Here is a 25,889-nt window from a genome sequence, read left to right as displayed (position 1 = left end):
CAGGAATCAGAACATCATGGACATCCACGGATAGCCAATCAGCAGCAGGGCCGCCAGGAAGATGGCACCAAAGATGGTGCCGAGGCGCCAGTAGTCTTTGGTTGGCAGGTAGCCGCTGCCGTAGTAGATCGGGCTTGGGCCAGTACCGTACGGGGTGATGATCCCCATCACGCCCAGAGAGGTCACCATCAGCAGGACGAACACTTCCATATTCATGCCCGGAATGGTGGAGGCGATGGTCAGCATCGCTGGCAGCAGCGCGGTAGTGTGCGCGGTGGTGCTGGCAAACAGGTAGTGCAGCAGGTAGAACGCCAGCAGCAGGACGATGGTCGCCACGCCTGGAGAGATACCGCTCATCAGCAGGCCACCTTCTTTACCCAGCCAACTGATAAAGCCGGTAGAAGAGAGGCCATCCGCCAGCGCTACCAGGGTGGCGAACCAGACGAAGGTATTCCACGCGGCCTTGTTACCGGTGATATCGTTCCACTCCAGCACGCCGGTCCACAGCATCAGCCCGACGATGAGCAGGGCCGCCATCGCAGGCTCAATCCACGCGGCGGCGAAGATCCACATCAGCAGAGCGCAGCACACGAACACCAGCAGCAGAATTTCATTGCGGGACAGTTTGCCGAGTTTTTCCAGCTCACGGGTCGCCCACAGCGGCACTTCATTGTTCACTTTAACTTCTGGTGGGTAGAACCAGTAGGCCAGCAGCGGCATGGTCAGAATCAGCAGGATACCCAGCGGCAGGAAGGCGAGGAACCAGGTGCCCCAGGAGATATCAATCCCAACGGTGCTTTTCACCAGCGCCAGCGCCAGCAGGTTCGGCGCAAGGGCGGAGAGGAACATTGAGCTGGTGATACAGGCCGCGGTGATCGCCACCCACATCAGGTACGAACCAATCTTACGCGCGCTTGGGTCGTTGGGTTTTGAACCGTACAGCGGCGGCAGGTTAGCGATGATCGGGTAGATAGTCCCACCGCTGCGCGCGGTGTTGGAGGGGGTGAACGGTGCCAGCAGCAGGTCTGCAAACGTAATGGCGTAACCGAGCGTCAGGCTGCGACGGCCCAGGTACTTCACCAGAATCAGCGCCAGACGGCGGCCGAAGCGGGTTTTGTCATAGCCTGCGGCGAACATAAAGGCACCGAAGATCAGCCATACGGTTGAGTTACCAAACCCGCTCACCGCCCACTTAAAGGAGGCGCCCGCCAGCTTGAATTTCGGGTCGGCCAGCTGTTCAGGGCTGAACAGCACCCACTGGCTGCACAGGGCAATGGCAACCACGCCGGTCAGGCCAATCACCGCGCCCGGCAGCGGTTCGAAGATTAAGCCGACGATTACGCCGACAAAGATAGCGAAGTAGTGCCATGCGTAAGGCGGCAAGCCTTCTGGTACGGGCACAAACAGCAGCAGTACGGCGACGATGACGGGCAATGCCATCATCAGCAATCGTTTTGCGTTTCCATTTGATGCCTGGTTCGCCACTGGGGGCGTTACAGCAGTTTTTGTATTCATAGTTTCACGTCTTAAGTTGTCAAAAATTCGGTTGCACTGAAAAAACAGAATCGCTTTCTTAAGTTTCTTTGCTTTTTTTATTTATTAAAGGTGCGGTTTTGTATTTTCAGTAATAGCGATTTAACGCTTTTTTATGTGCGCTAAATTAAAAATTGATGATGTTTTTATATTGCGCTTTTGAATGCCATAACTATTGATCGCGATCAAAAAAACAGAATTGCAGCGTTATTTTTATGCTTTTATTAATAACCACTCTGGCGTATGGGGTTATTATCTGTTTTTCGGATTTGTTTTATCATTTTTGTAACAATATGAATTTTTAATTCGATATAACTTGTTGATTTACATGGAAATATTTAGTTTTTGGTGAAGTGGTTTTACCATTTTTTATTTAACGAGTTTTAAATTATTGTGAATGGCTGAATTACAATCGCTAACACCAATGTATTATTAGTGTTATTGCAGGGATTAAATAGTTTTTTAACTAACGTAATAACTTTAGAAACTAAAAAAATCATTATATTAATATCATGACATCGGCAAATAACGACGAAACAAAAAATCAATCCGATAACGAATTCTCAATTTTTAAAAGTTTGGAGTTTCTATTATGAGCACTAACGAACGCATTCTTAGCCCCTTCACATTACCGAATGGCACTGAACTGAAAAACCGTTTGTTAATGGCCCCGATGACAACCTGTACCGGCTACTATGACGGCACCGTTACCAGCGAGTTGGTGGAGTACTACCGGGCCCGTTCCGGCAGCATTGGTACCATCATTGTGGAGTGCTGCTTTGTCGACGATCTCGGTCTCGCCTTCCCGGGGGCGATTGGGATTGATAACGACGAGAAAATCGCCGGGCTGGCTAAAATCGCCGAGGCAATAAAATCCAAAGGCTCTAAGGCGCTGCTGCAGATCTACCACGGTGGCCGCATGGTCGACCCGAAACTGATCGGTGGCCGTACCCCGGTGGGCCCAAGCGCCGTGGCCGCGCCGCGTGACGGCGCCGCGACACCTGTCGCCCTGACCGCAGAAGAAGTGGAAGGCATGATCGGCAAGTTTGGTGAAGCCGTGCGCCGCGCCATCCAGGCCGGTTTCGACGGCGTGGAAATCCACGGGGCGAACACCTACCTGATTCAGCAGTTCTACTCCCCAAATTCAAACCAGCGTGACGACGAGTGGGGCGGCAGCCGCGATAACCGCGCGAAGTTCCCGCTGGCGGTGCTGGACATCACCCACAAAATGGTGCGCCAGTACGCCGATGATGCCTTCATCATTGGCTACCGCTTCTCCCCTGAAGAACTGGAGGTTCCCGGCATCCGCTTTGAGGACACCATGTACCTGCTGGAGAAACTGGCCGCGCGCGGCGTGGACTATCTCCACTTCTCCGTAGGCGCCACCCTGCGTCCTTCTATCGTCGACACCCAGGACCCGACGCCGCTTATCGAAAAATACTGCGCAATGCGTTCTGACACGCTGGCGCAGGTTCCGGTGATGGGCGTTGGCGGCGTGGTGAATGCGTCAGACGTGAATGAAGCGCTGGACCACGGCTACGATCTGATTGCCGTAGGCCGCGCCACTATCGCTTACCCGGACTGGACCGACCGCATCGCGGCGGGTGAAAGCCTTGAGCTGTTTATGGACAGCACCAGACGCGAGGAACTAAGCATCCCTGAGCCGCTGTGGCGCTTCTCGCTGGTGGAAGCGATGATCCGCGACATGAGCATGGGCGAGTCCAAATTCAAACCTGGCACCTTTGTTGAGAAAGTGCAGGACGACGCTAACGAACTGGTGATTAACGTCAGCCTGGAAACCGACCGCATTGCGGACATCGAACTTGCCTCCGGCCCGAGTGAAGACGTTGAGTTTGTCACCAGCTTTGAAGAGATACGCACCCGCATTCTGGATGCCAATACTCCGCACGTGGATGCCATTACCGGCGCAACCAGCCAGAGCGAGGCGGTGAAAAAAGCGGTCTCTAAAGCGATGCTGAAATCCAGCAAGGCGCTGGCGGCGGAAGAGGGCGTTGACCCGAACGAAACCCGCAGCGTGGACGTGGTGGTTGTCGGCAGCGGCGGCGCCGGTCTGGCGGCGGCCATTCAGGCTCATGACGAAGGCGCAAGCGTGCTGATCGTCGAGAAAATGCCGACCATCGGCGGGAACACCATTAAAGCCTCTGCCGGTATGAACGCCGCAGAAACCCGCTTCCAGCGCGTGAAGGGTATTCAGGACAGCAAAGAGCTGTTCTACCAGGAAAGCCTGAAAGGCGGCGGAAACAAGAACAACCCGGAACTGCTGCGTCGCTTTGTGGAGAACGCGCCGGAAGCAATTGAGTGGCTGGCAACGCGCGGCATCATGCTGAACGACATCACCACCACCGGCGGGATGAGCATCGACCGTACTCACCGTCCAAAAGACGGTTCTGCGGTGGGCGGCTACCTGATCAGCGGCCTGGTGCGTAACGTCAATAAACGCAACATCGAGGTGATGCTGGATACCTCCGTCAGCGACATCATCTTCGAGAACGGCGAAGTGACCGGCGTACGTCTGACCACCGAAGAGAACGAAACCGTCACCGTGGCAGCCAAAAGCGTGATCGTGGCGACCGGTGGTTTCAGCGCCAACAGCCAGATGGTGGTGAAATACCGCCCGGATCTGGAAGGGTTCGTCACCACTAACCACAAAGGGGCGACCGGCGGCGGTATCGCGCTGCTGGAGCGTATCGGTGCAGGCACGGTTGATATGGGCGAAATTCAGATCCACCCAACCGTGGAGCAGAAAACCTCGTACCTGATTTCTGAATCCATCCGCGGCGGCGGGGCGATTCTGGTCAATCAGAAAGGTGAGCGCTTCTACAACGAAATGTCGACCCGCGATAAAGTCTCGGCGTCAATCATCGCGCTGCCGGAGAAATACGCATACATCGTCTTTGATGAGCACGTACGTGCCAAAAACAAAGCCGCAGATGAGTATATCGCGAAAGGTTTCGTGACCAGCGCCAGCTCGCCAAAAGCCCTGGCTGAAGCGCTGGGTATGGATCACCACGCTTTCCTGGCGACCCTGGAACGTTACAACGGTTTCGTTGAAAAACAGCACGACGATGATTTTGGCCGCACCACCGCGCTGCGTGCGCCCATCAACGAAGGGCCGTTCTACGCCATTCAGATTGCACCGGGCGTGCACCACACCATGGGCGGCGTGACCATCAACACCGAAACCTGCGTGCTGGACAGCAACCACAACGTGCTGCCGGGGGCATTCGCTGCGGGTGAAGTGGTTGGCGGGATCCACGGCGCTAACCGTATCGGCGGTAACGCGGTGGCGGATATCATTATTTTTGGTACCCTTGCAGGACATCAGGCGGCGATGCGCTCAAAAAGAACGTAAGGCACCTGTTTCCCCGGCGGCGCAGTGCCTGCCGGGGCTACATCTGAGGATTCATGCTATGCCTGATAGCCATCGCGTTTACAGCTACTCCGCCGTTCTGATGGGCTCGCCCATTCTCCTGAAACTCTTCTCCCATGACGAAGCCCTCGCGTCCCGCGTTTTCCGCCTGATCAAACAGTACGAAGATCTCCTCACCGTTAACCGCGCGCATTCGCAGGTAATGGACATCAACCAGGCGGCGGGTCAGCATCCGGTTACCGTCAGCCGTCCGGTGTTTGAGCTGATCCGCTGTGCGAAAGCGGCAAGCCTGCTTAAAAACAGCGCCTTTAACCTGGCGATCGGTCCGCTGGTGAAGCGCTGGAAGATTGGCTTTCAGGGCGACAGCGTTCCGCCTGCCGATGAAATTGCCTCGCTGCTGGCGATTACCCGGCCAGAGGATGTCATCCTTGATGAGGCGCAGACCAGCGTGTTTCTGACCAGAGCGGGGATGGAGATCGATTTGGGGGCCATCGCCAAAGGCTATATTGCCGACCGGGTTCGGGACTACCTGCGCAAAGAGGGGGCTGAGCTGGGGCTGATCAACCTTGGCGGAAACATCCAGACGTTAGGCTCGCCGGAAGGCGGCTGGAGCGTGGGGCTGAAAAAGCCGTTCGCCGGTGATGCGCTGATCGGCGCGATGACGGTGGAGAACCTCTCTGTGGTGACGTCGGGAACGTACGAGCGCTACTTTGAGCAGAACGGCAAGCGCTATCACCATATTCTCGACCCGCGTACCGGATACCCGCTCGACAACGAGCTGGACAGCGTCACCATCATTTCCAGAGACTCTATTGATGGCGATATCTGGACCACGCTGATATACGGCATGGGGGTAGAGAAAGGCTGCGCCGCCCTGCGCGCGCGTCCGGATATAGAAGCTATCTTTGTGACCAGGACAAAAGAAGTGGTGATCTCCTCGATGCACCACTTCCGTTTTACCCTTCTGGACGAGAGCTACCGCGTTACTGGCAGTACTGTTTGAGCAGCCCGATCTGCTCCGGCTGTAAGCGGTAGCGATACACCGGGCGGCCGGTGGCACCATAGTGAATGCTGGTGAAAAGGATGTTGATTTGTGCCAGCCAGATCAGGTACTTGCGGCAGGAGACGCGTGAAATATTTACCGCGTTAGCCAGATCGTCGGTGGAAAATTCCGTCTCCGGGTGGCCGTCAATCCACTGGCAAATGGTGCGCAGCGTTTGCGGCGTTAACCCTTTCGGCAATTTCTTACTGTCCGCCAGCTCCGGCGCCCCGCCGTGGATCAGCCGGTCGACGTCCGCCTGCTCGTAATACTGGTGCGATCCCATCAGGCTGTGCTTTGCCTTCCAGCCGTTCAGCGCCTCTTCAAAGCGCGGGAACTGGAACGGCTTGATCAGATAATCCACCACGCCGTAGTGGATGGAGGTCTGGATCGTGGCGGCATCGGCAGCGGACGAGATCATAATCACATCAATCGGACGGCCTGACGCGCGAATATCGGGCAGCAGATCCAGCCCGTTATCCTGCTGCATATAGACGTCCAGCAGCACCAGGTCGACAGGCTGGCTGGGGTTATTGATAATGGCTCTGGCCTGGTTGAGCGTGGAGGCGACGCCGCAGCAGCTAAAGCCTTCAACACGGTTGACGTACAGACGGTTGAGGTCGGCCACCATGGCGTCATCATCGACAATTAATACATTTATCACGCGATATTCCTCTCGCTATCCCAGGGGATGTGAACAAAAAATTGGGTAAATACGCCAGGCTCAGACTCGACGGTAATATCGCCGCCCAGGTTCTGGATCTGCTGGCGAGCAAGGAACAGCCCAACGCCGCGGTTTTCACCTTTTGTTGAGAACCCCTTAGTAAAAATAGCCTCCAGCTGGGTGGGATCAATGCCGGGGCCATCGTCGCTGACTTCGCAACTGAGCCAGCCATTCTGATAATGTAGCAGCAGGCCAATCTCGCCTTCCTGCTGTCCTGCCATCGCGTCGAGCGCGTTTTCGATTAAGTTACCCAGCGCGGTGATCAGCACCGCGACCTGCTCTTCGCTGGCGGTATCCGGTATCAGGCATTCATCCGCCAGCGTCAGGGTGACGCCCGCTTCCTTCGCCCGGTTGATTTTACCCAGCAGGAACCCGGCAACGACCGGGGATTTTACCTTGCTCTGGATCGTACCGATATCCGTCTGGTAATTGTGCGCCGTCTGGATGATGTACTCCTCCAGCTTGTCGTAGCGCTTCATGTGCAGCAGGCCCAGGATCACATGCAGTTTGTTCATAAACTCGTGCGTGTGGCTGCGAAGGGCATCGACGTAGTTGACCATGCCGTCAATACGCTGCATCAGCTGGCTGATTTCCGTTTTATCGCGGAAGGTGGCTATCGCACCGATGACCCGCTCCTGGCTTTTGACGGGCACCATATTGCACAGCAGCAGCCGGCCGTTACAGCTGATCTCCTGATCCTGACGCGCGACGCCCGTCTTTGAAATCTCCCGCAGGCTGGCCAGCAGGGGAGCGCTGGCGTTTTCCGACTGCTTGCCGGAGGGCAGGAGTAAAATCTCTCTGGCGGTGTGGTTAATCATCGTCACGCGGCCGTGAATGTCGACGGCCAGTACCCCTTCGCGAAGCGACTGCAGCATCGCCTGGCGCTGTTCGAACAGGGCGGAGATCTCATAGGGTTCGAGCCCGAACAGAATGCGCTTCAGCACTCGCACCAGACCCCAAATCGCCATTGAACTCATAAAGATGCTGAACAAAATCGTCCAGAGCGCGTTAAGCCGCCCGCGGGCTATCTGATCTTCCACCTTTTTGAGGGAAATACCGACCACCACGACCCCGATCTGATCGTGCTGGCTGTCATAGACCGGCGTGAAAACGCGAAGCGCTTCGGCGAGGGCGCCGCGGTTTACCGAGACATTCTCTTTGCCTTCCAGCGCGGGTTCGAGATCGTTGCCAATAAAATGCAGGCCGATGAGCGCCTCGTTCGGGTGCGAGTAGCGAATCCCCCGCATGTCGGTCACCACGGTAAGCAGCAAATCGTTGCGTTGGGTAACGGCTTTGGCGATGGGCTGAATAATGTCGGCCTGCGGGGACTGCATAAGGCCGCGCTGGATCTCCGGGCTGTCGGCCAGCGTGCGGGCGATACCCAACGCGGTATCTTTTACATCATCGCGGGTCGCCCGGGTGATTTGCACGGAATAGAGCGCAAAAACCACCAGCAGCACTGAGGCGATAATCGCGGACACCATCAACGTGACCAGCGTGTACAGTTTCATGGGGCGCTTGCGCGTCAGAGGGAAAGGCTGCAGATCGCTCATCAACACTCCGCGATGATTAAGAAAGGGGGTGATTATCGCTGATGATGGGCTTTTCTTAAAGCCATGTAAAAGCGTCGATTTGCTCTTCTTTTCGTGACCCCACTCGCAGGTCATCTATATAAAACACTTTATAGTGTGTGGGTACTCATAATAAGGAGGCTGTTTATGAGCATTACGCTTACCGGTTCGGTCAAGGAAAGACGGCACGCCAGCACGATGAATATAGATAGATTGTCCACGCTGGACATGCTGAAGGTTATCCACGAGGAAGATGCACGCATTTCTGCTGCTATAACCCCCTGCTTAACGACAATCGCCCGCGTGGTGGATAACGCCGCCGCGGCGCTCAACCACGGTGGCCGTCTGGTCATCGTCGGGGCAGGACAGTCGGGCTGCGCCGCACGGCAGGCTGCGGATGATTATGCGCCGGGGAAAACCCCTGTAATTGCCGTGACGGCAGAAGAGGGAGAAGGGCGCTACGAGCGCGGGGTCGCTGACCTGCAGGCCATCAAATTTGGTGAACACGATATGATGCTGGCGGTGACCGTCAGCGGAAAAACGCCGTGGGTCTGGGGAGCGATGCGGCATGCCTGGTCGCTGGGAGCGCCTGTTGCGGTCATCACCGGTGATGCTCAAAGTGAAGCGGCGCAGCTGGCAAGCATGGTAATTGCCCCTGAACTGGGGGCTGATGTGGTTGCCGGGTATCTCAATACCAGGGCGGGGATCGCGCAAAAAATGATCCTCTCGATGATTACCACCGGGCTGGCCGTTCGCACCGGGCGCGTTTACAGCAACCTGCGCGTGGATCTTGAGGCTAGCAGTACCAAATGGGCTGAACGGCAAATCGCCATTGTGATGGAGGCGGGGGGATGCAGCCGGGCGCAGGCAAAGGCCGCGCTGGAGAGCTGTAACCATCACTGTAAAACGGCGGTGCTGATGGTGCTGACCGGTCTGGATGCGTGGAAAGCCCATGAGCTGCTGGCGCAGAATAACGGGTTTATCCGCGTGGCGTTGCAGGAAGCGCCGTGAAACTTTGCCTCTGAAATAATAAAGCCCGCGCTGCGGGCTTTATTATTTTCAGGGAAGGATTAGAACTGGTATACCAGACCAACCGCTACGATGTCATCAGTACTGATGCCGTTCGCTTGATAGAAGTTATCGTCTTCATCCAGCAGGTTGATTTTGTAATCAACATAGGTAGACATATTCTTGTTAAAATAATAGGTTGCGCCAACGTCAGCATATTTAACCAAATCTTTATCGCTGCCGTAATAAGAGTTCAGGTCTTTCCCTTTAGACATCAGGAAAGAAACTGCAGGGCGCAGACCGAAATCGAATTGATACTGTGCGGTGACTTCATAGTTCTGAGTCTTGTTTGCGACGAAATAATCACCGTATGGGGTCATATTTCGGGTTTCTGAATACATGGTCGCCAGGTAAATATTATTGGCGTCGTACTTCATACCCAGGGTCCAGGCGTCGGCTTTGTCGCCGCCTGCATTTGTTTTGGTTACCTGATCGTTGGTACGGTCAGAGGAGGCATAAGCTGCACCCGCGGAGAAGCCCATACCGAAATCATAGGAAGTGGAAAGACCCCAACCGTCGCCATTCTCTTTACGAATGTCGCGACCATTGCCTGTACCTTCCTGATCGTTAGAGGCACTTTCGTTATTGCCCTGGTACTGAATAGCGAAATTCAGTCCGTCAGCCAGGCCGAAGAAACCGTTGTTACGGTACGTTGCAACGCCATTCGTACGACCGGTCATGAAGTTATCGGTGTAGGTGTAGGAATCCCCACCGAATTCAGGCAGCATATCGGTCCAACCTTCAACGTCGTAGAGAACGCCATAGTTACGACCGTAATCGAACGAACCGTAGTCACCAAATTTCAGGCCCGCGAAACCAAGACGGGTCCACGCCTGGTTGCCACTGCTCTCAGTATTGTTCGCCTGGATATTATATTCCCATTGGCCATAGCCGGTCAGTTGAGTATTGATCTGCGTTTCACCTTTAAAACCCAGACGAACATAGCTCATATCGCCGTCGGAATTGGTGTTGTCAGAGAAGTAGTGAAGGCCATCGACTTTACCGTATAAGTCTAATTTATTGCCGTTGTTGTTATAGACTTCGGCGGCATGTGCTGCGCCAGCCATTAACACTGCGGGTACCAGAATTGCCAGAACTTTTCTTTTCATTATATATTCCCTTTAACAATAATTTATATGAATATATGTAATTACTCTCCGTAATTACGTTTCTGATACTATTCTATGGGTTGTTAATTTGGTTCAAAATTAAATGTAATTAAATGGGTAAAAATATTTCATAATATTTCAGTTGGGCTCTTTATTTTTTTAATGAATTGATCGGTTGTATATATTGTGTGTAATTATTATTAAGTATTCCGCATTTCTATTTTTTAATTTATTTCATTTGGCTATGTTATAATTAAGCGCCCATTTTCGTAACAGGAAAGGATGATGGAACTTATACAGTGGCAGCAGCGCTTTGAATCCTGGCTTAATGAACATCACGCGACCGACGACACCGCGCACGATATTTCACACTTCCGTCGCGTCTGGATGACGGCGCAGAAAATCATGGTGCATCATCACGTCGACCCGCTGACGATCCTGACCGCCTGTTATTTTCATGACATCGTCAGCCTGCCGAAAAACCATCCTGAACGCAGCCAGTCGTCGCGTCTGGCGGCGCGCAGGGCGCGAGAGATTCTGCACCGCGATTTCCCTGACTTCCCGTCGGATCGCTACGCCGCCGTGGAGCACGCCATCGAGGCGCACAGTTTCAGTGCCGGACTGACGCCGCACACGATTGAAGCCAAAATTGTCCAGGATGCAGATCGTCTGGAGGCGCTGGGAGCGATCGGTCTGGCGCGCGTGTTTGCCGTGTCAGGCGCGCTGGGCGTACCGCTTTTTAACGCGGACGATCCGTTTGCCGACGCGCGCCCGCTTGATGACCGGGCGTTTGCGCTCGATCATTTTCAGACCAAGCTGCTGCGCTTGCCTGATACAATGCAAACCGAGGTCGGGCGCGAGCTCGCGCAGCACAACGCCGATTTTCTGATTCAGTTTATGGCGAAACTCAGTGCCGAATTACAGGGCGACTGCATCGGGCTGGATAGCCAGATTCAACACCGCTTCCGTCGCAGTTTGCGCAAGTGAACTGTGGTAATCTGTTCCCAGTCTTTATTGCCCGGTTAAAAGAATGCAGGAAAATCGATCAGTGACAGAGCCCGCGTCTGAGCAGGCAGAGAAGTCAACGGCAACGGTGCAGGCATTACTGCGCCAGCTGCTGGATATTTATGACGCTAAAACGCTGGCAAACCAGCTTGTGGCGCACGGCGAGAGCCACTGGAGCCCGGCCATCCTTAAGCGGCTAGTGACCAGCGATCGGGCAGGGCGCCGCCTGAGCGAAGGCGAATTTCGTTATCTGCAAAATCTGCTTCCGCGGCCACCTGCCGCGCACCCGAACTATGCCTTCCGCTTTATCGATCTGTTTGCCGGCATCGGCGGTATCCGGCACGGCTTTGAAGCTATCGGCGGTCAGTGCGTGTTTACCAGCGAGTGGAACAAACATGCGGTACGCACCTATAAAGCGAACTGGTACTGCGATCCGCAGGAACATCAGTTCAACGCCGATATCCGCGATGTCACCCTGAGCCATAAAAGCGGCGTTACGGATGAACAAGCCGCCGAGCATATTCGTCAGACGATTCCGGCGCATGACGTGCTGCTGGCGGGCTTCCCGTGCCAGCCTTTCTCGCTGGCCGGCGTATCCAAAAAGAATGCCCTCGGACGTGCCCACGGCTTCGCCTGCGATACCCAGGGGACGCTGTTTTTTGATGTGGCCCGAATCATTGACGCCTGTCGCCCGGCCATATTCGTGCTGGAAAACGTCAAAAACTTAAAGAGCCACGACGGTGGAAAGACCTTCCGCATTATCATGCAAACGCTGGATGAGCTGGGCTATGACGTGGCCGATTCCGAGGACATGGGCGCGGATGACCCGAAAATTATCGACGGGAAACACTTCCTGCCCCAGCATCGCGAACGCATTGTGCTCGTCGGTTTCCGCCGCGATCTCAATCTGAAGGGGGATTTCACCCTGCGGGATATTCCCTCCTTATACCCCGAGCGTCGTCCAACCATTGCTGACCTGCTGGAGCCGGTGGTCGACGCGAAATTTATCCTTACCCCGATCCTGTGGAAATACCTCTACCGCTATGCCAAAAAGCATCAGGCCAAAGGCAACGGATTTGGGTTTGGCATGGTGAACCCAAACGATCCGCACAGCGTGACCCGCACGCTGTCCGCTCGCTACTACAAAGACGGCGCGGAAATACTGATCGACAGAGGCTGGGATAAAGCGCTGGGCGAGAAAGATTTCGACGATCCGCAAAACCAGCGTCACCGTCCGCGGCGCCTCACGCCGCGGGAGTGCGCCCGGCTGATGGGCTTTGAAACGCCACAGGGCTACCGTTTCCGCATTCCGGTTTCGGACACTCAGGCTTACCGTCAGTTTGGTAACTCGGTGGTGGTGCCCGCGTTCGCGGCGGTGGCAAAACTGCTGGCCCCGCGCATCAGACAGGCGGTGGCGCTCCGCCAGGGTGAGGCCGTCAATGACGGACGTTCACGATAAGGCCACGCGGAGCAAAAACATGCGTGCCATCGGCACGCGTGACACCGCGATAGAAAAGCGTCTGGCCGGTCTGCTGACACAGGCGGGCTTCGACTTTCGCGTGCAGGATCCCGCACTTGCGGGTCGCCCGGATTTCGTCATTGACGCGTATCGGTGCATCATCTTTACCCACGGCTGTTTCTGGCATCATCACGACTGCTACCTGTTTAAAGTTCCTGCGACGCGCACCGATTTCTGGCTGGAGAAGATTGGCAAGAACGTTGAACGAGACGCGCGGGATCTTGCCACGCTTGTCGCGCAGGGCTGGAGGGTGCTGATCGTCTGGGAATGTGCGCTGAAAGGGCGGCTGAAGCTGAACGATGCCGATCTGAGCGAACGGCTGGAAGAGTGGATCTGCGGCGGCGGCGAGGCCGCGCAGATCGACACGCAGGGGATCCACGCGCTTACGGTTTCTCCACCTCGCAAGGCGTAACCACGGGCTTTGCCGGCAGCAAATATTTGCCTAAGGTCACCAGCACGACGGCAAAAACAATCACCCCTAAAGCTAACCACTCAACCGGAGAGAGCGTTTCACCGCCAAGCCCGGTGCCAAGCAGCACGGCCACGACCGGGTTGACGTAGGCATAGCTGGTGGCGACCGCCGGAGAGACGTTACGGATCAGGAACATATAGGCGTTGATGGCGATGATGGAGCCGAACAGCGCCAGGTAACCTACCGCCAGGAAGCCCGACAACGGCGGCAGGGTAGTCAGCTCCTCGCCCGTCAGGGCTGAGGCCAGCAGCAGCACAATCCCAGCCGCAAGCATCTCAATTGCCCCCGCCATCATGCCGGTCGGCAGCTCGATACGAGAACCGTATACGGAACCGAACGCCCAGCTCATCGAGCCAATAAGGATAATCACTGCGCCCCACGGATTCCCGCTCAGGTTACCGCCGCTGTTGAGCAGAATAATGCCGGCAAGGCCGATGCCAATCCCCAGCCACTCCAGCTTGCGGGTGCGGATGCCGAAAAGGCGGCTGAAGCAGAGGGTAAACAGCGGTACGGTGGCAACGACCACGGCGGCGATCCCAGACGGTACGTTCTGGTGCTCGGCAATGGTCACAAAGCCATTACCGACCGCCAGCAGCAGCAGGCCTATCAGGGCGGCGTTCAGCATTGGGCGAAGCGGAGGAAGCTTATGCCCGCGCAGCAGCAGGAAGGCCAGCAGCAGCACGCCCGCCGAGAGGAAGCGAATGCCCGCCATCATCAGCGGCGGCCAGCTTTCTACGCCGATGCGAATGACAAAGTAGGTGGAACCCCAGATGATATACAGCGAAAAAAGTGCCCCAATAAGTGGAAGCAGTTGCCGGAAACGCATAATCCCTCACGACGAAATAAAAAGGTCGCTGATAGTAAACGCGAAAACTATCGCGCTGGCGAGCCCTTTAATTGTGTAGGTGATGTGAAATTTTTGTTGACGCAAGGTGCCTGTTTCCGCGATTGCGCTTTTGCTCCATACTATTCACTTAATTACCAAAAAAAGAAGGATCACCATTTTGGCAGGAAGTAGCTTATTAACATTGCTGGATGATATTGCCACATTACTGGATGATATTTCCGTGATGGGGAAACTGGCGGCGAAGAAAACCGCAGGGGTGCTGGGGGACGATCTCTCGCTTAACGCTCAGCAGGTGAGCGGGGTACGGGCTAACCGTGAGCTGCCGGTGGTGTGGGGCGTGGCAAAAGGCTCGTTTCTGAATAAAGTGATCCTGGTGCCGCTGGCGCTGCTGATCAGCGCATTCATTCCTTGGGCCATCACGCCGCTGCTGATGATTGGCGGGGCATTTTTATGCTTCGAAGGCGTGGAGAAGGTCCTGCACTCTTTGAGCTCTCGCAAGCAGAAGGATACCCCGGAGGCTCGTCAGCAGCGCCTTGAAGCGCTGGCCGCGCAGGATCCGAAAGTCTTCGAGCGCGATAAAATCAAAGGCGCCATTCGCACCGACTTTATTCTTTCAGCAGAGATCGTTGCCATTACGCTGGGCATTGTCTCCGACGCACCGCTGCTGAATCAGGTGCTGATCCTTTCCGGGATCGCCATTCTGGTTACGGTAGGCGTCTACGGCCTGGTCGGTCTGATCGTGAAGCTCGATGATATCGGCTACTGGCTGGAGGAGAAATCAAGCGCGGTGGCAAAAGGCATCGGCAAGAGCTTACTGACGCTGGCGCCGTGGCTGATGAAGAGCTTGTCCGTGGTGGGCACCCTGGCGATGTTCCTCGTGGGCGGCGGTATTGTGGTTCACGGCATTGCTCCGCTGCATCATGCTATCGAACATTTCTCCTCGGCGCAGGGGAGCGTGGTGGCCGCTATTCTGCCGACGCTGCTTAATCTTGTGCTGGGCTTTATCGTTGGCGCTATCGTGGTGGCAGCGGTGAAACTGGTTGAAAAAATGCGCGGTACAGCGCACTAATTGTTACCCGTCGCAGGATGCAAAAAGACCATTCCTCGTCTAAATTGAAACAGTTTCACCCTGATACAGGAGGCAGGTATGGTCTTTTTGGTCAGTGATGAAGTTAAGCCTAAGAAGGGCGGCCCACGTATGATTGTCACCGGGTATTCCAGCGGAATGGTGGAGTGTCGGTGGCACGATGGCTTTAGCGTCCAGCGGGAAGCATTTCGTGAAGATGAGCTTCAGCCGGGTGACGGGCAGCACAAGCGGGACAAGGCTTAATCACATAACGCCCGGCTTTGCCGGGCGTTTTTATCTCCAGTACCGGGTGTAGGCAGTTGTCAGGGAGTGTGTGTGCAGCGCGATACCTTTGTTGTAAGACAATCTTTTCTGCAATGGCTGCATAAGCGTAGCAATCCGGGGTTGATTGTTAATCTCTGTTTTCTGATCGTTCTGGTGTTTTCCACTCTCCTGACCTGGCGTGAGGTGGTGGTGCTTGAAGAGGCCTACATTTCCAGCCAGCGGAACCATCTGGAAACCGTGGCCAGCTCGCTGGACAGGCAGTTACAGAACAGCGTGGACAGGATGCTGCTGTTCCGCCAGGGCATACGCGATGCGATCCAGATGCCGCTGGCGTTTGATGTCCTGCAGAATGCCGTGTCACGCTTCAACACCGTCCGCAAGCAGCCTACCTGGCAAATCGCCGTTGATAAAAAGCGGACCCTGCCCATTAACGGCGTTTCGGATGCGTTCGTCGAAAAAACCACGCTTCTGAATCGTGACCCTGACCGCATCAGTCATGAAATTTCTGCCGCGCTTGAAGTAGGGTATCTGCTCAGGCTGGCGTCCACGCGAGCGCAAACGGAATCACGCGCGACCTACGTCTCCCGCGCCGGATTTTTCCTTTCCACGGATACGCCGGACCTGGCGGGCGACATCACCTCCCGCTATTACCATCTGGTCACGCAGCCCTGGTTTACCCAGCAGTCAGAGCGCAACAACCGCGCCCGCGCGGTGCGCTGGTTCATCTCTACGCCTTCCTCATGGACCGGGGAGGAACGCACGATCGCCGCCAGCGTGCCCATCTATTTCGACCATTACTGGTACGGCGTTGTAGCGATGGATTTTGCGTTGAGTACGATGCAGCGCCTGCTGGCTGACGCGACGGAAGACCGGACGGAAGGGGAGTATCAGCTGTACGACACTCGCCTTAATATGATTGCCACCTCTGACCGTTCAGGAAAACCGGTTAACCATTTTGATGAACGCGAAACGGCGCAAATAGCGCAGGCGATTGAGAACGATACCGGCGGTGGGATCCGCCTTGGAAGCCGTTTTATCAGCTGGGAGCGGCTCAACCACTTCGATGGCGTCGTCTTGCGGATCCACACCCTGCATGAAGGGGTACAAGATGACTTCGGCAGTATCAGTATTGTGCTGGCGCTGATGTGGGCACTCTTTACCGCCATGCTATTGATCTCGTGGCTGGTTATCCGTCGGATGGTCAGCAACATGTATACGCTCCAGCACTCGCTCCAGTGGCAGGCCTGGCATGACCCGCTCACCCGCCTGAATAATCGCGGCGCGCTGTTCGACCGCGCAAAATTGCTGTCGGAAACCTGTCGCCAGCAGTCGCTGCCGTTCTCGGTTATTCAGATCGATCTCGACAATTTTAAAAGCATCAACGACCGTTTTGGCCACCAGGCCGGGGATAAGGTGCTCTCCCACACGGCAGGGTTGATTGCCAGTACGTTACGCAAGAACGATGTGGCAGGACGCGTGGGCGGGGAAGAGTTTTGTATCGTTCTGCCGGGGCTTGGTCTTGAGGAGGCGAGAGGCGTCGCGGAGCGTATTCGTTGCCGAATCAACAGCAAGGAGATTCTGGTGAAGAAGAGTACGACCCTGCGCATCAGCGCGTCACTCGGCGTCAGCAGCGCGCAGGAAAACGAAAACTACGATTTCGAACAGCTGCGGTCCGTGGCGGATGCCCGGTTGTACAACGCTAAACAGGGCGGACGTAACCGGGTTGTCTGGCACGATCATGACAAAAAGTGATCCAGCCCCTCCTGCCAGCCGAGCGGTCCCGCCTGCCGGGTGTGATAAACCCGGCTGGGGCTATCGTCCCGTAATCTAATACCCTGGCGGTTTATGCCCTTAATCACCACCGCGAAGTCCACGCTGTCCAGCAACGGCGCGTCGTTTGGCCCATCGCCGAGCCCCAGGGTGATGGGTTCAATATTTTCCCGTTCACGGTACTGCGCGATAAGCCAGTTAGCCGCAACGTCCTTACCGCAGCCGGCATCAAGAATGTGCCAGAAACGTGCTCCCTGCAGGCATTTCAGTCCTCGCTGCGCCAGCGCCGCTTCAAACCGGGCCATGGCTTCGTCGGAATCACGCCAGATGAGCGTGACGGAGGCGTCGTGCCTGCGGGCAAGCGCCGCCCGGTAGCGGGTCAGCCCCGTCCATTCGCTGATGACGCGTTCGTCCACATCGTCAAAGGTGGTGAATTTGAAGCCTGCCTGCTGGCGGATTTGCTCAATAAGCGGATGAATCTCCCGGTGCGTCATGCCGTTGATGTGGCGCTGACCCATCTCCCAGCGTACGTCAGGCTGAACCACCGCGCCGTTCTCAGCGATAAAAGGTAAGCCTTCGAGACCTAAATCCTGCTGGATATCCAGCATCTCTGCCGCGCTTTTGCTGCTGCAAAGAATTACCGGCACCTGGTTATCCTGCAGTTTATCGAGCCACGGCATCGCGGGCTGCCACTCATAGGTATGAATATCCAACAGCGATCCATCCAGATCGGAAAAAATCAGCAGGGAACCCTGGAGTGAAAGCATAGTAACTCCCGAAAACGAATGAGTCTTAATCTAAGAATATTCCTAAAAAATTATCTGCGCTTAAACCGGATTCAGGAGAACCGATCCAGCCAAACCCGCATTCGGCGTATGTTGTTGCTCATAACCAAAACGATTATGTTAAAAATATTATATTCACTGTAAGAATATATGCTTGTCATGCAAAATCGTTGGGGATAGTGTTGTTTGTACATCAGATTTCCTGGTGTAACGAATTTTCAAGTGCTTCTTGCATAAGCAAGTTTTGATCCCGGCCATCCCCATGACCGGGATTTTTTTCGTGCTAACGATTTGCTTCAGACACGCTAAAGTCATGAATATCTAGCTCGAAGGCCTCCGCCAGCTCGCGATAGGTGTGATAATCCCTCCCGTTAACAATGACGTGGTCCGAACCATCGTCCGTGCGGCGGACTTCTGACTCACTGATCTCATTGATGGCGGCCAGCAGGGCATCGACATCCACCTCAACTTCGCGCTTGATGGTGTCGCTGTACTCTTTATCGGTCTTCATTACGGGGTTCCTCATTCAACCGTGTCCAACGCTAAGTATAGACTGTGTATAAAAACGCCATTCACGCCGTGCGGCGATGTGTGTTTTTGCGTTTTGTTCTACACTGGCTCAAAACCAGAGGAGGAATGTATGAAGGTCAACGATCGGGTAACCGTTAAAACGGACGGTGGGCCGCGCCGCCCGGGGGTGGTGCTGGCAATTGAAGAGTTTAGTGAAGGCACAATGTACCTGGTCTCACTGGAAGATTACCCGCTCGGCATCTGGTTTTTTAACGAGCTGGGGCATCCGGACGGCATTTTTGTTGAGAAAGCGGAGTAGTACGGCGTCGGGTGGCATTGCGCGTGCCCGACTACGTCCGCAAAAGCAAAAATCTCTGGCCAGGCCAGAGATCAAAGGTAGGGTGCAAAGGGGTTTAAGCCACTAACGCATGTTGACGAAAATCCCGTTCGTCACATTATCGGTCAGACGTACCACGTGATAGATCACTTGCTTATTATGCGTTTTAATTTTCCTTTTAATATTTCCTTTGTGTGACGAAACGGTTTTCGCTTTAATATTCATCTGGTCAGAGATCTGAATAGTTCCTTGTCCCGCCATCCACATTCGCAGCATGCTTGATTCAGTCCTGCTTAATGAAAGGGTGGGTAAGTTAACCGCTCCTACATTTTTAACTTCTTTATTCAAATAATCACCCAGAATGTCATCCAGCGACTCGGGTTTAATCGACTTAGAACTAATCAATAAATTTTTACGGACCAACAAATACTCATCGAAATGGATATTCGCGATCGCCATAAAAACAATAAACAGGGTTTTTGGATGCTGATTAATGATTTGCTTAATGTGCTGACTGTTGGCTGGATCGTGAATGAAACAGTCCTCATTAATAAACACCACGCCTGGTTTGAGTTCGTCACAAGCGGCTGCGAGTTCTTCAACGGTGTGTGCATCGTTGATGTCTCTCTTTCTTACCCCTCTGCTTGCCAGGTACCCGGTTAACCCTAGCCGGGTGTAGCTGCATAAATCCATAATGATCGTTGACATGGCATACCCTCACTCAATGCGTAACGATAATTCACCATCTGCCTGAGAGCTCAAAACAGCCATACGGGATGGAAAAAAATAATAAACCTGTGAGCATGACAAAGACTTTCAGGCGGACTCACTATCCCGTAAAGTTACGTATAATTTGCCAGGAATCTTCTTAAAGTAAAGTAAATATTAAGTATTGTGAGATGGTTAGAAACATTTAAACCGCGTCAGATATATCCTGGAAGATGTTTTTCGCATTTTATTTTAGGAATATCCTCAGAAAGACAATAGCGAACGTGAGGACTATTATTTACGTGGCAATTCGCTGACAATATCCGCTAACAGATTGAATATCTCGCCGAATAAATGTTCACAGAAGGGGGCGATAAGGGGCATCAGTAATGACATTAATAAAATTCCGACCGTCAGGGTCAGCGGAAAACCAATCACAAACACCGAGAGCTGCGGTGCCATTCTGTTCAGTAAACCTAATGCCAGGTTGACGGTGAGCAGCAGCGTGATGATCGGCAGAGCCAGCATCAGACCGTTGAGGAAAATCAGCCCCGCCGCGCGGGTAAGCGCGAGGAAGGCGTTGCTGTTGACCGGGTTATCACCAATCGGCAGCGTATGGAAGGTATCCACCAGCATGGAGATGAGCCACAGATGGCCGTTGAGCGACAGGAACAGCAGCATGGCGAGCAGATCGATGATGCGCGCCAGCACCGGCATGTTGAGATGGCTGCCGGGATCGACAAACGTGGCGAACGATAGCCCCATCTGCAGGCCAATCAACTCACCAGCCGTGCGCACGGCGGCAAAGGCGAGCTGCATGGTAAAGCCCACGGCGACGCCAATCATCACCTGCTGCAAAGCGACCCATATCGCGTTAGCCGAGAAGATGGGAATATTCACGGGTGGCAGGGAAGGGGCAACGATAATGGTGATGATAATGCCCAGCCCCACCTTGACGCGCTTGGGGATCGATTTCTCGCTGAGTATGGGGGCGGTGGAGATCAGCGCCAGAATGCGCAGCATCGGCCAGAAATAGACGCCGAGCCACTGAACCCACTGGTCGCTGGTGAAGTGCAGCATCGTCAGGTCAGCCGATGATGTACGGCAGATTGGTAAACAGGTTGCGCATATAGTCCAGCAGCAGGTTCAGCATCCACGGCCCGGCCACGATAATCGCCACGAAGACGGCGATGATTTTCGGGATAAACGACAGCGTCATTTCGTTAATCTGCGTGGCAGCCTGAAGAATACTGATAATCAGGCCGGTAACCAGCGCGACAAGCAGCAGCGGCGCGGCAACGGCAATGGCGATTTTCATCGCTTCCGTGCCCATCATCATGACCGATTCGGGTGTCATTGCCGTTCCTTAACTGTAAAAACTCTGCGCCAGCGAACTGACCAGCAGCTGCCAGCCATCGACCAGCACAAAGAGCATGATCTTAAAGGGCAGGGCAATGGTGGCCGGCGGCACCATCATCATCCCGAGCGCCATCAGGACGCTGGCGATCACCAGGTCGATAATCAGGAACGGAATAAAGATGGTAAAGCCAATCTGGAACGCGGTTTTCAGCTCGCTGGTGACATAGGCCGGCAGCAGAATCCGCATCGGCACCGCTTCCGGCCCCTGAAGCTCGCCGGTGTTGGACAGTCGAGCGAAAAGAGCCAGGTCCGCTTCGCGCGTCTGACGCAGCATAAATTCCCGCAGCGGCTGCGCGCCTTTTTCCAGCGCTTCCTGCATCGAGATTTTGTCTTCGCTGAACGGTTGGTAGGCGTCGGTATAAATTTTGTCGATCACCGGCGACATGATGAAAAAGGTCAAAAACAGAGCTAAGCCCAGAAGCACCTGGTTTGGCGGCGCCGAAGGGGTGCCCAGCGCGTTTCGCAGCAGACCAAAGACGATGATGATGCGGGTGAAGCTGGTCATCATCAGCAGGATGGCCGGAATAAAGGTCAGCGAGGTGATGAAGACCAGCGTCTGAACCGGGAGCGACCAGCTCTGGCCGCCACCCGCAATCGGCGTTGAGACCAGACCGGGCAGCTGTGCATAAACCGCAGGAGCAAACAGGCCAACGCCCGCAAGCGTAAGGGATAACAAACGGCGCATCAGGATCTCCCGGAACGCTTAAGCAAACTCTTCATGACGGACTGAAAATCCGCAGGGGCTTGTGCGCGCTCGTCCACCGTGACCGGGGCGGGCGGCAGTTTATGTAATACGTTGATGTTTGAGCCGGTTACGCCCAGTACCAGACGCGCATCTTCCACATCGATAATGACCACGCGTTCGCGCGGCCCAAGGGGAGTGCTGGCGCTGACCTTCAGGCCGCGGGTGCTGGCAGTTTTACCCGCCAGACCAAAACGCTTCGCCAGCCAGGCGGCAATAAGAATAAAGGCAATAATACCGAACAACGCCCCGCTCACCTGGAGCAGCGGGGAGCCGGGAACGGCGGACGGTGGTGATATTGTTGCCTGGGTTTTCATACTTAACGGCTCAGACGACGCATGCGTTCAGACGGGGTAATGATGTCGGTGATGCGCACGCCGTATTTGTCGGCAACCACCACCACTTCACCCTGGGCAATCAGATAGCCGTTGATCAGAATATCCAGCGGCTCGCCGGCCAGACCGTCAAGGGCCACGACCGAACCCTGCGTCAGACGCAGCAGCTCTTTAATGGTCATCCGGGTGCGCCCCAGCTCAACGGTCAGCTTGACCGGGATGTCCATAATCAGGTCGATATCCTGCAGCGTGCCGCTGACGTCACCGCCGCCTAACTGCTGGAAGACCGCGTCCGCCGCGCTTTTTGTCGGAGTCGTTTTTTGCTCGTTTAACGCGTCAGCCCACAGATCGTCCAGTGCTCCGCTGTTTTCATCGGACGGATTGTTCATGTCACTCATTTGGGCTGTTCCTCATTCAGCGAATTCAAAATCGGGTTGATCAAGTGCTCAACGCGTAACGCATACTGACCGTTAATCGTGCCGTACTGGCTTGTGAGTACGGGGACACCATCCACGTGGGCAATAATGCGGTCGGGTTTGTCTATCGGCAAAACGTCGCCGGGTTGTAATTTCAGGATCTGGGATAACCGCATCGAGATGTCGGCAAAGTTTGCCACCAGCTCCAGCTGGGAGTGCTGCACCTGGCGCACCAGGTTTTCACGCCAGTTCTGATCTTCGTTGCGCGAGTTCTCCAGCGGCGGGTTAACCAGCAGCTCGCGCAGCGGTTCAATCATGCTGAACGGCAGGCAGATGTTGAATTCGCCGGTCAGGTTACCGATCTCCACGTGGAACGGCGTATTGACGACGATATCGTTCGGGGAGGTGGTGATATTGGTAAATTTCACCTGCATCTCAGAACGGACGTACTCCACTTCCAGCGGGTTAATCGCTTTCCACGCGTCGCTGTAGGACTCCAGCGCCAGCTTCAGCATGCGGTTAATGACGCGCTGTTCGGTGTGGGTAAATTCACGGCCTTCCACTTTGGTCGGGAAACGCCCGTCGCCGCCGAACAGGTTATCCACCGCAATGAACACCAGGCTTGGCGAGAACACCACCAGACCGGTGCCGCGAAGCGGCTTCAGATGAATCAGGTTAAGGTTGGTTGGCACCGGCAGGTTGCGGGCAAACTCATGATACGGCTGAATGCGGATCGCACCGACCGTGATATCCGGGCTACGACGCAGCAGGTTAAACAGCCCCATACGGAACTGACGTGCAAAACGTTCGTTAATGATCTCCAGCGCCTGCAGACGTTCACGGACTACGCGACGCTGGGTATTGGGATCGTAAGGACGAATATTATCGTCGCCGGTGAGACCCGGTTGCGGATCATCACTCTTATCGCTGTCGCCGTTAAGCAGCGCGTCGATTTCTGCCTGAGAAAGAATACTGTCGCCCATGTCGTTACCGCAGAATAAAGGCTGTGTACAGAACGTCAGTGACTTCCTGCTTAGGTTGACCGTTTACCAGCGGGGTGGCCAGCGTCTGCTTGATGGCGTCGACCAGCTTTTGCTTACCCACGTCGGTAGCCAGCGCGGAGGCGTCCTGACGAGAAAACAGCAGGAGAAGGCGGCTACGCACTTCCGGCAGATAATCGTTCAGGCGCGCGCGGGTCGCTTCGTCCTTCAGGCGCAGCGTAATACCGACATACAGCACACGATCCGCATCACCGAGGTTAACGGTGAAGGTGTCCAGAGGGAAAAAGACCGGCGCCGGCGGTGGAGCAGGTTCGGCTTTGGCCGCAGCGGTAGAAGGTTCCTGCTGCATACGCCAGTAACTATAGCCCGCGGTAGCGCAGGCGGCGAGCGTGATCAACACCAGCAGCGGGATCCAGATGGAACGCTTGCTTTTTTTGGTGATAGCGGAGTCTGTCATCTGATACGAGCTTCCTGTTTCGGTACAGCTTAATAAGGTGATTATCCCGTGTCCTGCCGTCGTCAAAGCGTGGAAAAGACGGGGATAATCACGCTACCTCTGGCGTTTAGGCGAAGATGTCTACGGCACCGTTACCGCGCGCCGCGGATTGCAGGGCGGCAGGAACCGGCAGGAGCTCATCGCTCTCTTCATTAAAACCGCCGTGCTGGCCGGAACGCGAGGCCTGATGCTGCTGGGATGAAGACTGCTGCTGACCGGCGAAACTCTCGCTGCTGACGCTGCTCTGAGAAAGCTGAATGCCATTCTCCGCCAGCGAGGTCCGCAGGACCGGCAGCGCGGCCTCCAGCGCTGCGCGCACATGGCTGTGCGCAGAGACCATCTGCAGCTGTGCCTGGTTGTCGTCCAGCTTAAGCGAGATTTGCACCTGGCCCAGATCTTCCGGATGCAGGCGCAGCTCCGCCGTCTGCTGGCCCTGCTTAGTGAACAGGGTGATGTGCTGGCTCAGGGACTGTTGCCATTCGTGGGTGCCCAGAGGCTGGCTTAGTACCGGCGCGGTGGCAACGGTGGCGGCTGGCTGGCTGATAGCATGGCTGGACATAATCGGTGCCAGGGTCGCGGTTGGCGAAGATGACGAGGAAGAACTGGCGAACTCCTGCTTCTCTGCGGCCGTGGCCACGACTGGCGTGGCAGGCACGTTGCCTGAGAGATCGGGACCGTTGTTTTTCGCCTGGCTCTGATAGGACGCAGAAAGCTGCGCTTTATCATGGCTTCCCGCTGGCGCGTTCAGGGACGGCTGGCCCGCACCGTTTGGCGAAAGCGTTGCTGAATTCAGCGCTGAGGGAGCGGAAACGCCGTCGCTGCCAGCCGCACGAGAGGCGGTAGTCTGCTGGTGCGGCAGCATCGCCATCAGCGCGCTTAACCCGGCCAGCTCTTCTTCGCTCAGTTCGCTTTGACCGTCATCTTTGCCGTTGGCCGCAGTGAGCGTCTTCAGCGCGTCGCCCTTTGACAGCGGCACCAGCCCGGAAACCAGGGTTTCAAGCGGCGCGGACTCGGTCGTTTCAACGCCATTCAGCGCAGGCTGACGCGCGAGCAGATCGGCAATTTTGGCCTGCAGAGCGGTATCGCCTTTGGCTTCCAGCGCAACTTTCGACAGCTTGCCGCCGGCGGCTTTCAGGTCCGCCAGGGTGAGCGGCGCATCGTTACCTTTGCCCGTTGCGTCCGTCAGGGCGCTCGCCAGCAGGGAGAGAAAGTCTTGCGCACCCTCGGTGCCTTTCCCTGTTTGCATCCCGCCTGACAGGTCGCTGTCGCTCATCAGCAGTTGTTGCAGTGTGATCATTCCGGTTTCCTCATTGATGCGCGCTGGGCAAACTCATCCATTTTCTTCTGATCCAGGCGGTTTTCCGCCAGGGTCGAGGCTGCAATCTGCCGGTCCTGTAAGGTTTGCCAGGCCTGCAGCCTCTGTTTTTTCTCGCGCCAGAAATTCAGCGCGGTATCGACTTTTTGGGTCCACTGGTTTAGCTGCTGGCGATGCTGCTCTATCGCCTTCTCCAGCGTCTGGATAAACTGCTGATAGTTAATCCAGCGCTGGCTGCCAATACCCTGCGTCATATCGGTATTGAGGTTGGTGCGATATTCATGCTGATAGTCGATTAACATCTTCAACTGTTCTTCAGCCTGCTGGCACCCGCGTCGCATTGCGCCAAGCTGCAATGCGGCATCATCAACTTCTTTTTCAGCCAGATCTTTCAGCGTTGATAACGCGCTGTTTTGCGCCATGACC

Annotated in this window: 26 protein-coding genes and 1 pseudogene; 10 read left to right on the top strand and 17 right to left on the bottom strand. The window is 55.3% G+C overall.

The features are described from left to right. Nucleotides 1-6: 6 nt before the first annotated feature. Nucleotides 7-1,515, bottom strand: a complete 1,509-nt coding sequence (locus ACR42C_RS14445) for an anion permease (RefSeq protein ID WP_023325580.1) — start codon at nucleotides 1,513-1,515, stop codon at nucleotides 7-9. A 610-nt stretch (nucleotides 1,516-2,125) separates the two neighbouring features. Here ACR42C_RS14445 and ACR42C_RS14440 point away from each other — a divergent pair. Beyond that, complete coding sequence (locus tag ACR42C_RS14440; RefSeq protein WP_163329823.1) at nucleotides 2,126-4,906, top strand: flavocytochrome c; 2,781 nt, start codon at nucleotides 2,126-2,128, stop codon at nucleotides 4,904-4,906. Between the two features lie 58 nt (nucleotides 4,907-4,964). Beyond that, a complete protein-coding gene (locus ACR42C_RS14435; protein WP_479984249.1) occupies nucleotides 4,965-5,927 on the top strand; it encodes an FAD:protein FMN transferase in 963 nt (320 codons plus the stop codon). Here ACR42C_RS14435 and dcuR read toward each other — a convergent pair. Both dcuR and ACR42C_RS14425 read right to left on the bottom strand, forming a co-directional pair. Then, nucleotides 5,908-6,627, bottom strand: a complete 720-nt coding sequence (dcuR, locus tag ACR42C_RS14430; RefSeq protein ID WP_116338943.1) for a two-component system response regulator DcuR — start codon at nucleotides 6,625-6,627, stop codon at nucleotides 5,908-5,910. The two genes, ACR42C_RS14435 and dcuR, sit on opposite strands and share 20 nt — an antisense overlap. Beyond that, entirely contained in the window at nucleotides 6,624-8,240 is a 1,617-nt protein-coding gene (locus tag ACR42C_RS14425) for a sensor histidine kinase (RefSeq protein WP_163329824.1), read from the bottom strand. The genes dcuR and ACR42C_RS14425 overlap by 4 nt, the downstream gene beginning before the upstream one ends. A gap of 165 nt (nucleotides 8,241-8,405) precedes the next feature. On the opposite strand from ACR42C_RS14425, the gene ACR42C_RS14420 reads away from it, so the two are divergent. Then, nucleotides 8,406-9,269 carry an N-acetylmuramic acid 6-phosphate etherase gene (locus ACR42C_RS14420; protein ID WP_166711619.1) on the top strand — a complete coding sequence of 288 codons (864 nt, stop codon included), beginning with the start codon at nucleotides 8,406-8,408 and terminating at the stop codon, nucleotides 9,267-9,269. 59 nt (nucleotides 9,270-9,328) lie between these two features. On the opposite strand, the gene ompC is transcribed toward ACR42C_RS14420, so the two are convergent. Further along, on the bottom strand, nucleotides 9,329-10,435 hold the full coding sequence (gene ompC, locus ACR42C_RS14415; protein WP_233002662.1) for a porin OmpC: 1,107 nt from the start codon (nucleotides 10,433-10,435) through the stop codon (nucleotides 9,329-9,331). Between the two features lie 285 nt (nucleotides 10,436-10,720). Between ompC and ACR42C_RS14410 the strand changes: the two genes are divergently transcribed. The 3 genes from ACR42C_RS14410 (at nucleotide 10,721) to ACR42C_RS14400 (ending at nucleotide 13,371) form a co-directional block, all read left to right on the top strand. Then, the gene (locus ACR42C_RS14410; protein WP_316379668.1) at nucleotides 10,721-11,422 is read left to right on the top strand and encodes a phosphohydrolase; all 702 of its coding nucleotides are present in this window, start codon (nucleotides 10,721-10,723) and stop codon (nucleotides 11,420-11,422) included. 61 nt (nucleotides 11,423-11,483) lie between these two features. After that, nucleotides 11,484-12,899 (top strand): DNA cytosine methyltransferase, encoded by a 1,416-nt coding sequence (locus ACR42C_RS14405; RefSeq protein ID WP_479984248.1) that lies wholly within the window; start codon nucleotides 11,484-11,486, stop codon nucleotides 12,897-12,899. Further along, a complete protein-coding gene (locus tag ACR42C_RS14400; RefSeq protein ID WP_316379470.1) occupies nucleotides 12,880-13,371 on the top strand; it encodes a very short patch repair endonuclease in 492 nt (163 codons plus the stop codon). The genes ACR42C_RS14405 and ACR42C_RS14400 overlap by 20 nt, the downstream gene beginning before the upstream one ends. Here ACR42C_RS14400 and yedA read toward each other — a convergent pair. Further along, on the bottom strand, nucleotides 13,343-14,257 hold the full coding sequence (yedA, locus tag ACR42C_RS14395; RefSeq protein ID WP_028013712.1) for a drug/metabolite exporter YedA: 915 nt from the start codon (nucleotides 14,255-14,257) through the stop codon (nucleotides 13,343-13,345). The genes ACR42C_RS14400 and yedA overlap by 29 nt on opposite strands. Nucleotides 14,258-14,432: 175 nt before the next feature. On the opposite strand from yedA, the gene ACR42C_RS14390 reads away from it, so the two are divergent. The 3 genes from ACR42C_RS14390 to dgcQ all read left to right on the top strand — a co-directional run bounded on the left by ACR42C_RS14390 (nucleotide 14,433) and on the right by dgcQ (nucleotide 17,381). After that, entirely contained in the window at nucleotides 14,433-15,347 is a 915-nt protein-coding gene (locus ACR42C_RS14390) for a DUF808 domain-containing protein (RefSeq protein ID WP_192984988.1), read from the top strand. A 78-nt stretch (nucleotides 15,348-15,425) separates the two neighbouring features. Next, nucleotides 15,426-15,608: a YodC family protein gene (locus ACR42C_RS14385; RefSeq protein WP_116338958.1), complete on the top strand. Its 183-nt coding sequence runs from the start codon at nucleotides 15,426-15,428 to the stop codon at nucleotides 15,606-15,608. A gap of 72 nt (nucleotides 15,609-15,680) precedes the next feature. Continuing rightward, nucleotides 15,681-17,381 carry a cellulose biosynthesis regulator diguanylate cyclase DgcQ gene (gene dgcQ, locus ACR42C_RS14380; protein ID WP_479984247.1) on the top strand — a complete coding sequence of 567 codons (1,701 nt, stop codon included), beginning with the start codon at nucleotides 15,681-15,683 and terminating at the stop codon, nucleotides 17,379-17,381. Here dgcQ and ACR42C_RS14375 read toward each other — a convergent pair. Beyond that, on the bottom strand, nucleotides 17,366-18,166 hold the full coding sequence (locus ACR42C_RS14375) for a mannosyl-3-phosphoglycerate phosphatase-related protein (protein ID WP_316379472.1): 801 nt from the start codon (nucleotides 18,164-18,166) through the stop codon (nucleotides 17,366-17,368). The genes dgcQ and ACR42C_RS14375 overlap by 16 nt on opposite strands. A gap of 301 nt (nucleotides 18,167-18,467) precedes the next feature. Continuing rightward, nucleotides 18,468-18,695 carry a YodD family peroxide/acid resistance protein gene (yodD, locus tag ACR42C_RS14370; RefSeq protein WP_048959254.1) on the bottom strand — a complete coding sequence of 76 codons (228 nt, stop codon included), beginning with the start codon at nucleotides 18,693-18,695 and terminating at the stop codon, nucleotides 18,468-18,470. 129 nt (nucleotides 18,696-18,824) lie between these two features. Between yodD and dsrB the strand changes: the two genes are divergently transcribed. Then, the gene (dsrB, locus tag ACR42C_RS14365) at nucleotides 18,825-19,013 is read left to right on the top strand and encodes a protein DsrB (protein ID WP_013097741.1); all 189 of its coding nucleotides are present in this window, start codon (nucleotides 18,825-18,827) and stop codon (nucleotides 19,011-19,013) included. A gap of 102 nt (nucleotides 19,014-19,115) precedes the next feature. Here the strand turns inward: dsrB and rcsA are convergent, their stop codons facing one another. The 10 genes and pseudogenes from rcsA to fliJ form a co-directional block, all read right to left on the bottom strand. After that, the gene (gene rcsA / locus ACR42C_RS14360) at nucleotides 19,116-19,739 is read right to left on the bottom strand and encodes a transcriptional regulator RcsA (protein ID WP_013097740.1); all 624 of its coding nucleotides are present in this window, start codon (nucleotides 19,737-19,739) and stop codon (nucleotides 19,116-19,118) included. A 287-nt stretch (nucleotides 19,740-20,026) separates the two neighbouring features. Beyond that, nucleotides 20,027-20,819 (bottom strand): annotated as a pseudogene (gene fliR, locus ACR42C_RS14355) (flagellar biosynthetic protein FliR); the annotation flags it as partial. 7 nt (nucleotides 20,820-20,826) lie between these two features. Beyond that, nucleotides 20,827-21,096 (bottom strand): flagellar biosynthesis protein FliQ, encoded by a 270-nt coding sequence (gene fliQ, locus ACR42C_RS14350; protein ID WP_008500315.1) that lies wholly within the window; start codon nucleotides 21,094-21,096, stop codon nucleotides 20,827-20,829. A gap of 9 nt (nucleotides 21,097-21,105) precedes the next feature. Continuing rightward, nucleotides 21,106-21,843 (bottom strand): flagellar type III secretion system pore protein FliP, encoded by a 738-nt coding sequence (fliP, locus tag ACR42C_RS14345; RefSeq protein ID WP_028013705.1) that lies wholly within the window; start codon nucleotides 21,841-21,843, stop codon nucleotides 21,106-21,108. Continuing rightward, the gene (fliO, locus tag ACR42C_RS14340; RefSeq protein ID WP_316379473.1) at nucleotides 21,843-22,217 is read right to left on the bottom strand and encodes a flagellar biosynthetic protein FliO; all 375 of its coding nucleotides are present in this window, start codon (nucleotides 22,215-22,217) and stop codon (nucleotides 21,843-21,845) included. The genes fliP and fliO overlap by 1 nt, the downstream gene beginning before the upstream one ends. Before the next feature lie 2 nt (nucleotides 22,218-22,219). Further along, nucleotides 22,220-22,633: a flagellar motor switch protein FliN gene (gene fliN / locus ACR42C_RS14335; protein ID WP_003859592.1), complete on the bottom strand. Its 414-nt coding sequence runs from the start codon at nucleotides 22,631-22,633 to the stop codon at nucleotides 22,220-22,222. Beyond that, nucleotides 22,630-23,634 carry a flagellar motor switch protein FliM gene (gene fliM / locus ACR42C_RS14330; protein ID WP_028013703.1) on the bottom strand — a complete coding sequence of 335 codons (1,005 nt, stop codon included), beginning with the start codon at nucleotides 23,632-23,634 and terminating at the stop codon, nucleotides 22,630-22,632. The genes fliN and fliM overlap by 4 nt, the downstream gene beginning before the upstream one ends. 4 nt (nucleotides 23,635-23,638) lie before the next feature. Next, on the bottom strand, nucleotides 23,639-24,109 hold the full coding sequence (fliL, locus tag ACR42C_RS14325; protein ID WP_021241388.1) for a flagellar basal body-associated protein FliL: 471 nt from the start codon (nucleotides 24,107-24,109) through the stop codon (nucleotides 23,639-23,641). 106 nt (nucleotides 24,110-24,215) lie between these two features. Beyond that, nucleotides 24,216-25,445: a flagellar hook length control protein FliK gene (gene fliK / locus ACR42C_RS14320; RefSeq protein WP_479984246.1), complete on the bottom strand. Its 1,230-nt coding sequence runs from the start codon at nucleotides 25,443-25,445 to the stop codon at nucleotides 24,216-24,218. Then, on the bottom strand, nucleotides 25,442-25,885 hold the full coding sequence (gene fliJ / locus ACR42C_RS14315; RefSeq protein WP_006811155.1) for a flagellar export protein FliJ: 444 nt from the start codon (nucleotides 25,883-25,885) through the stop codon (nucleotides 25,442-25,444). Before fliJ ends, fliK begins: the two co-directional genes overlap by 4 nt. Nucleotides 25,886-25,889: the final 4 nt, after the last annotated feature.

The sequence above is a fragment of the Enterobacter sp. MG-EB028 genome (genome assembly GCF_056673305.1).
This window is presented reverse-complemented; position numbering and strand designations above follow the sequence as displayed.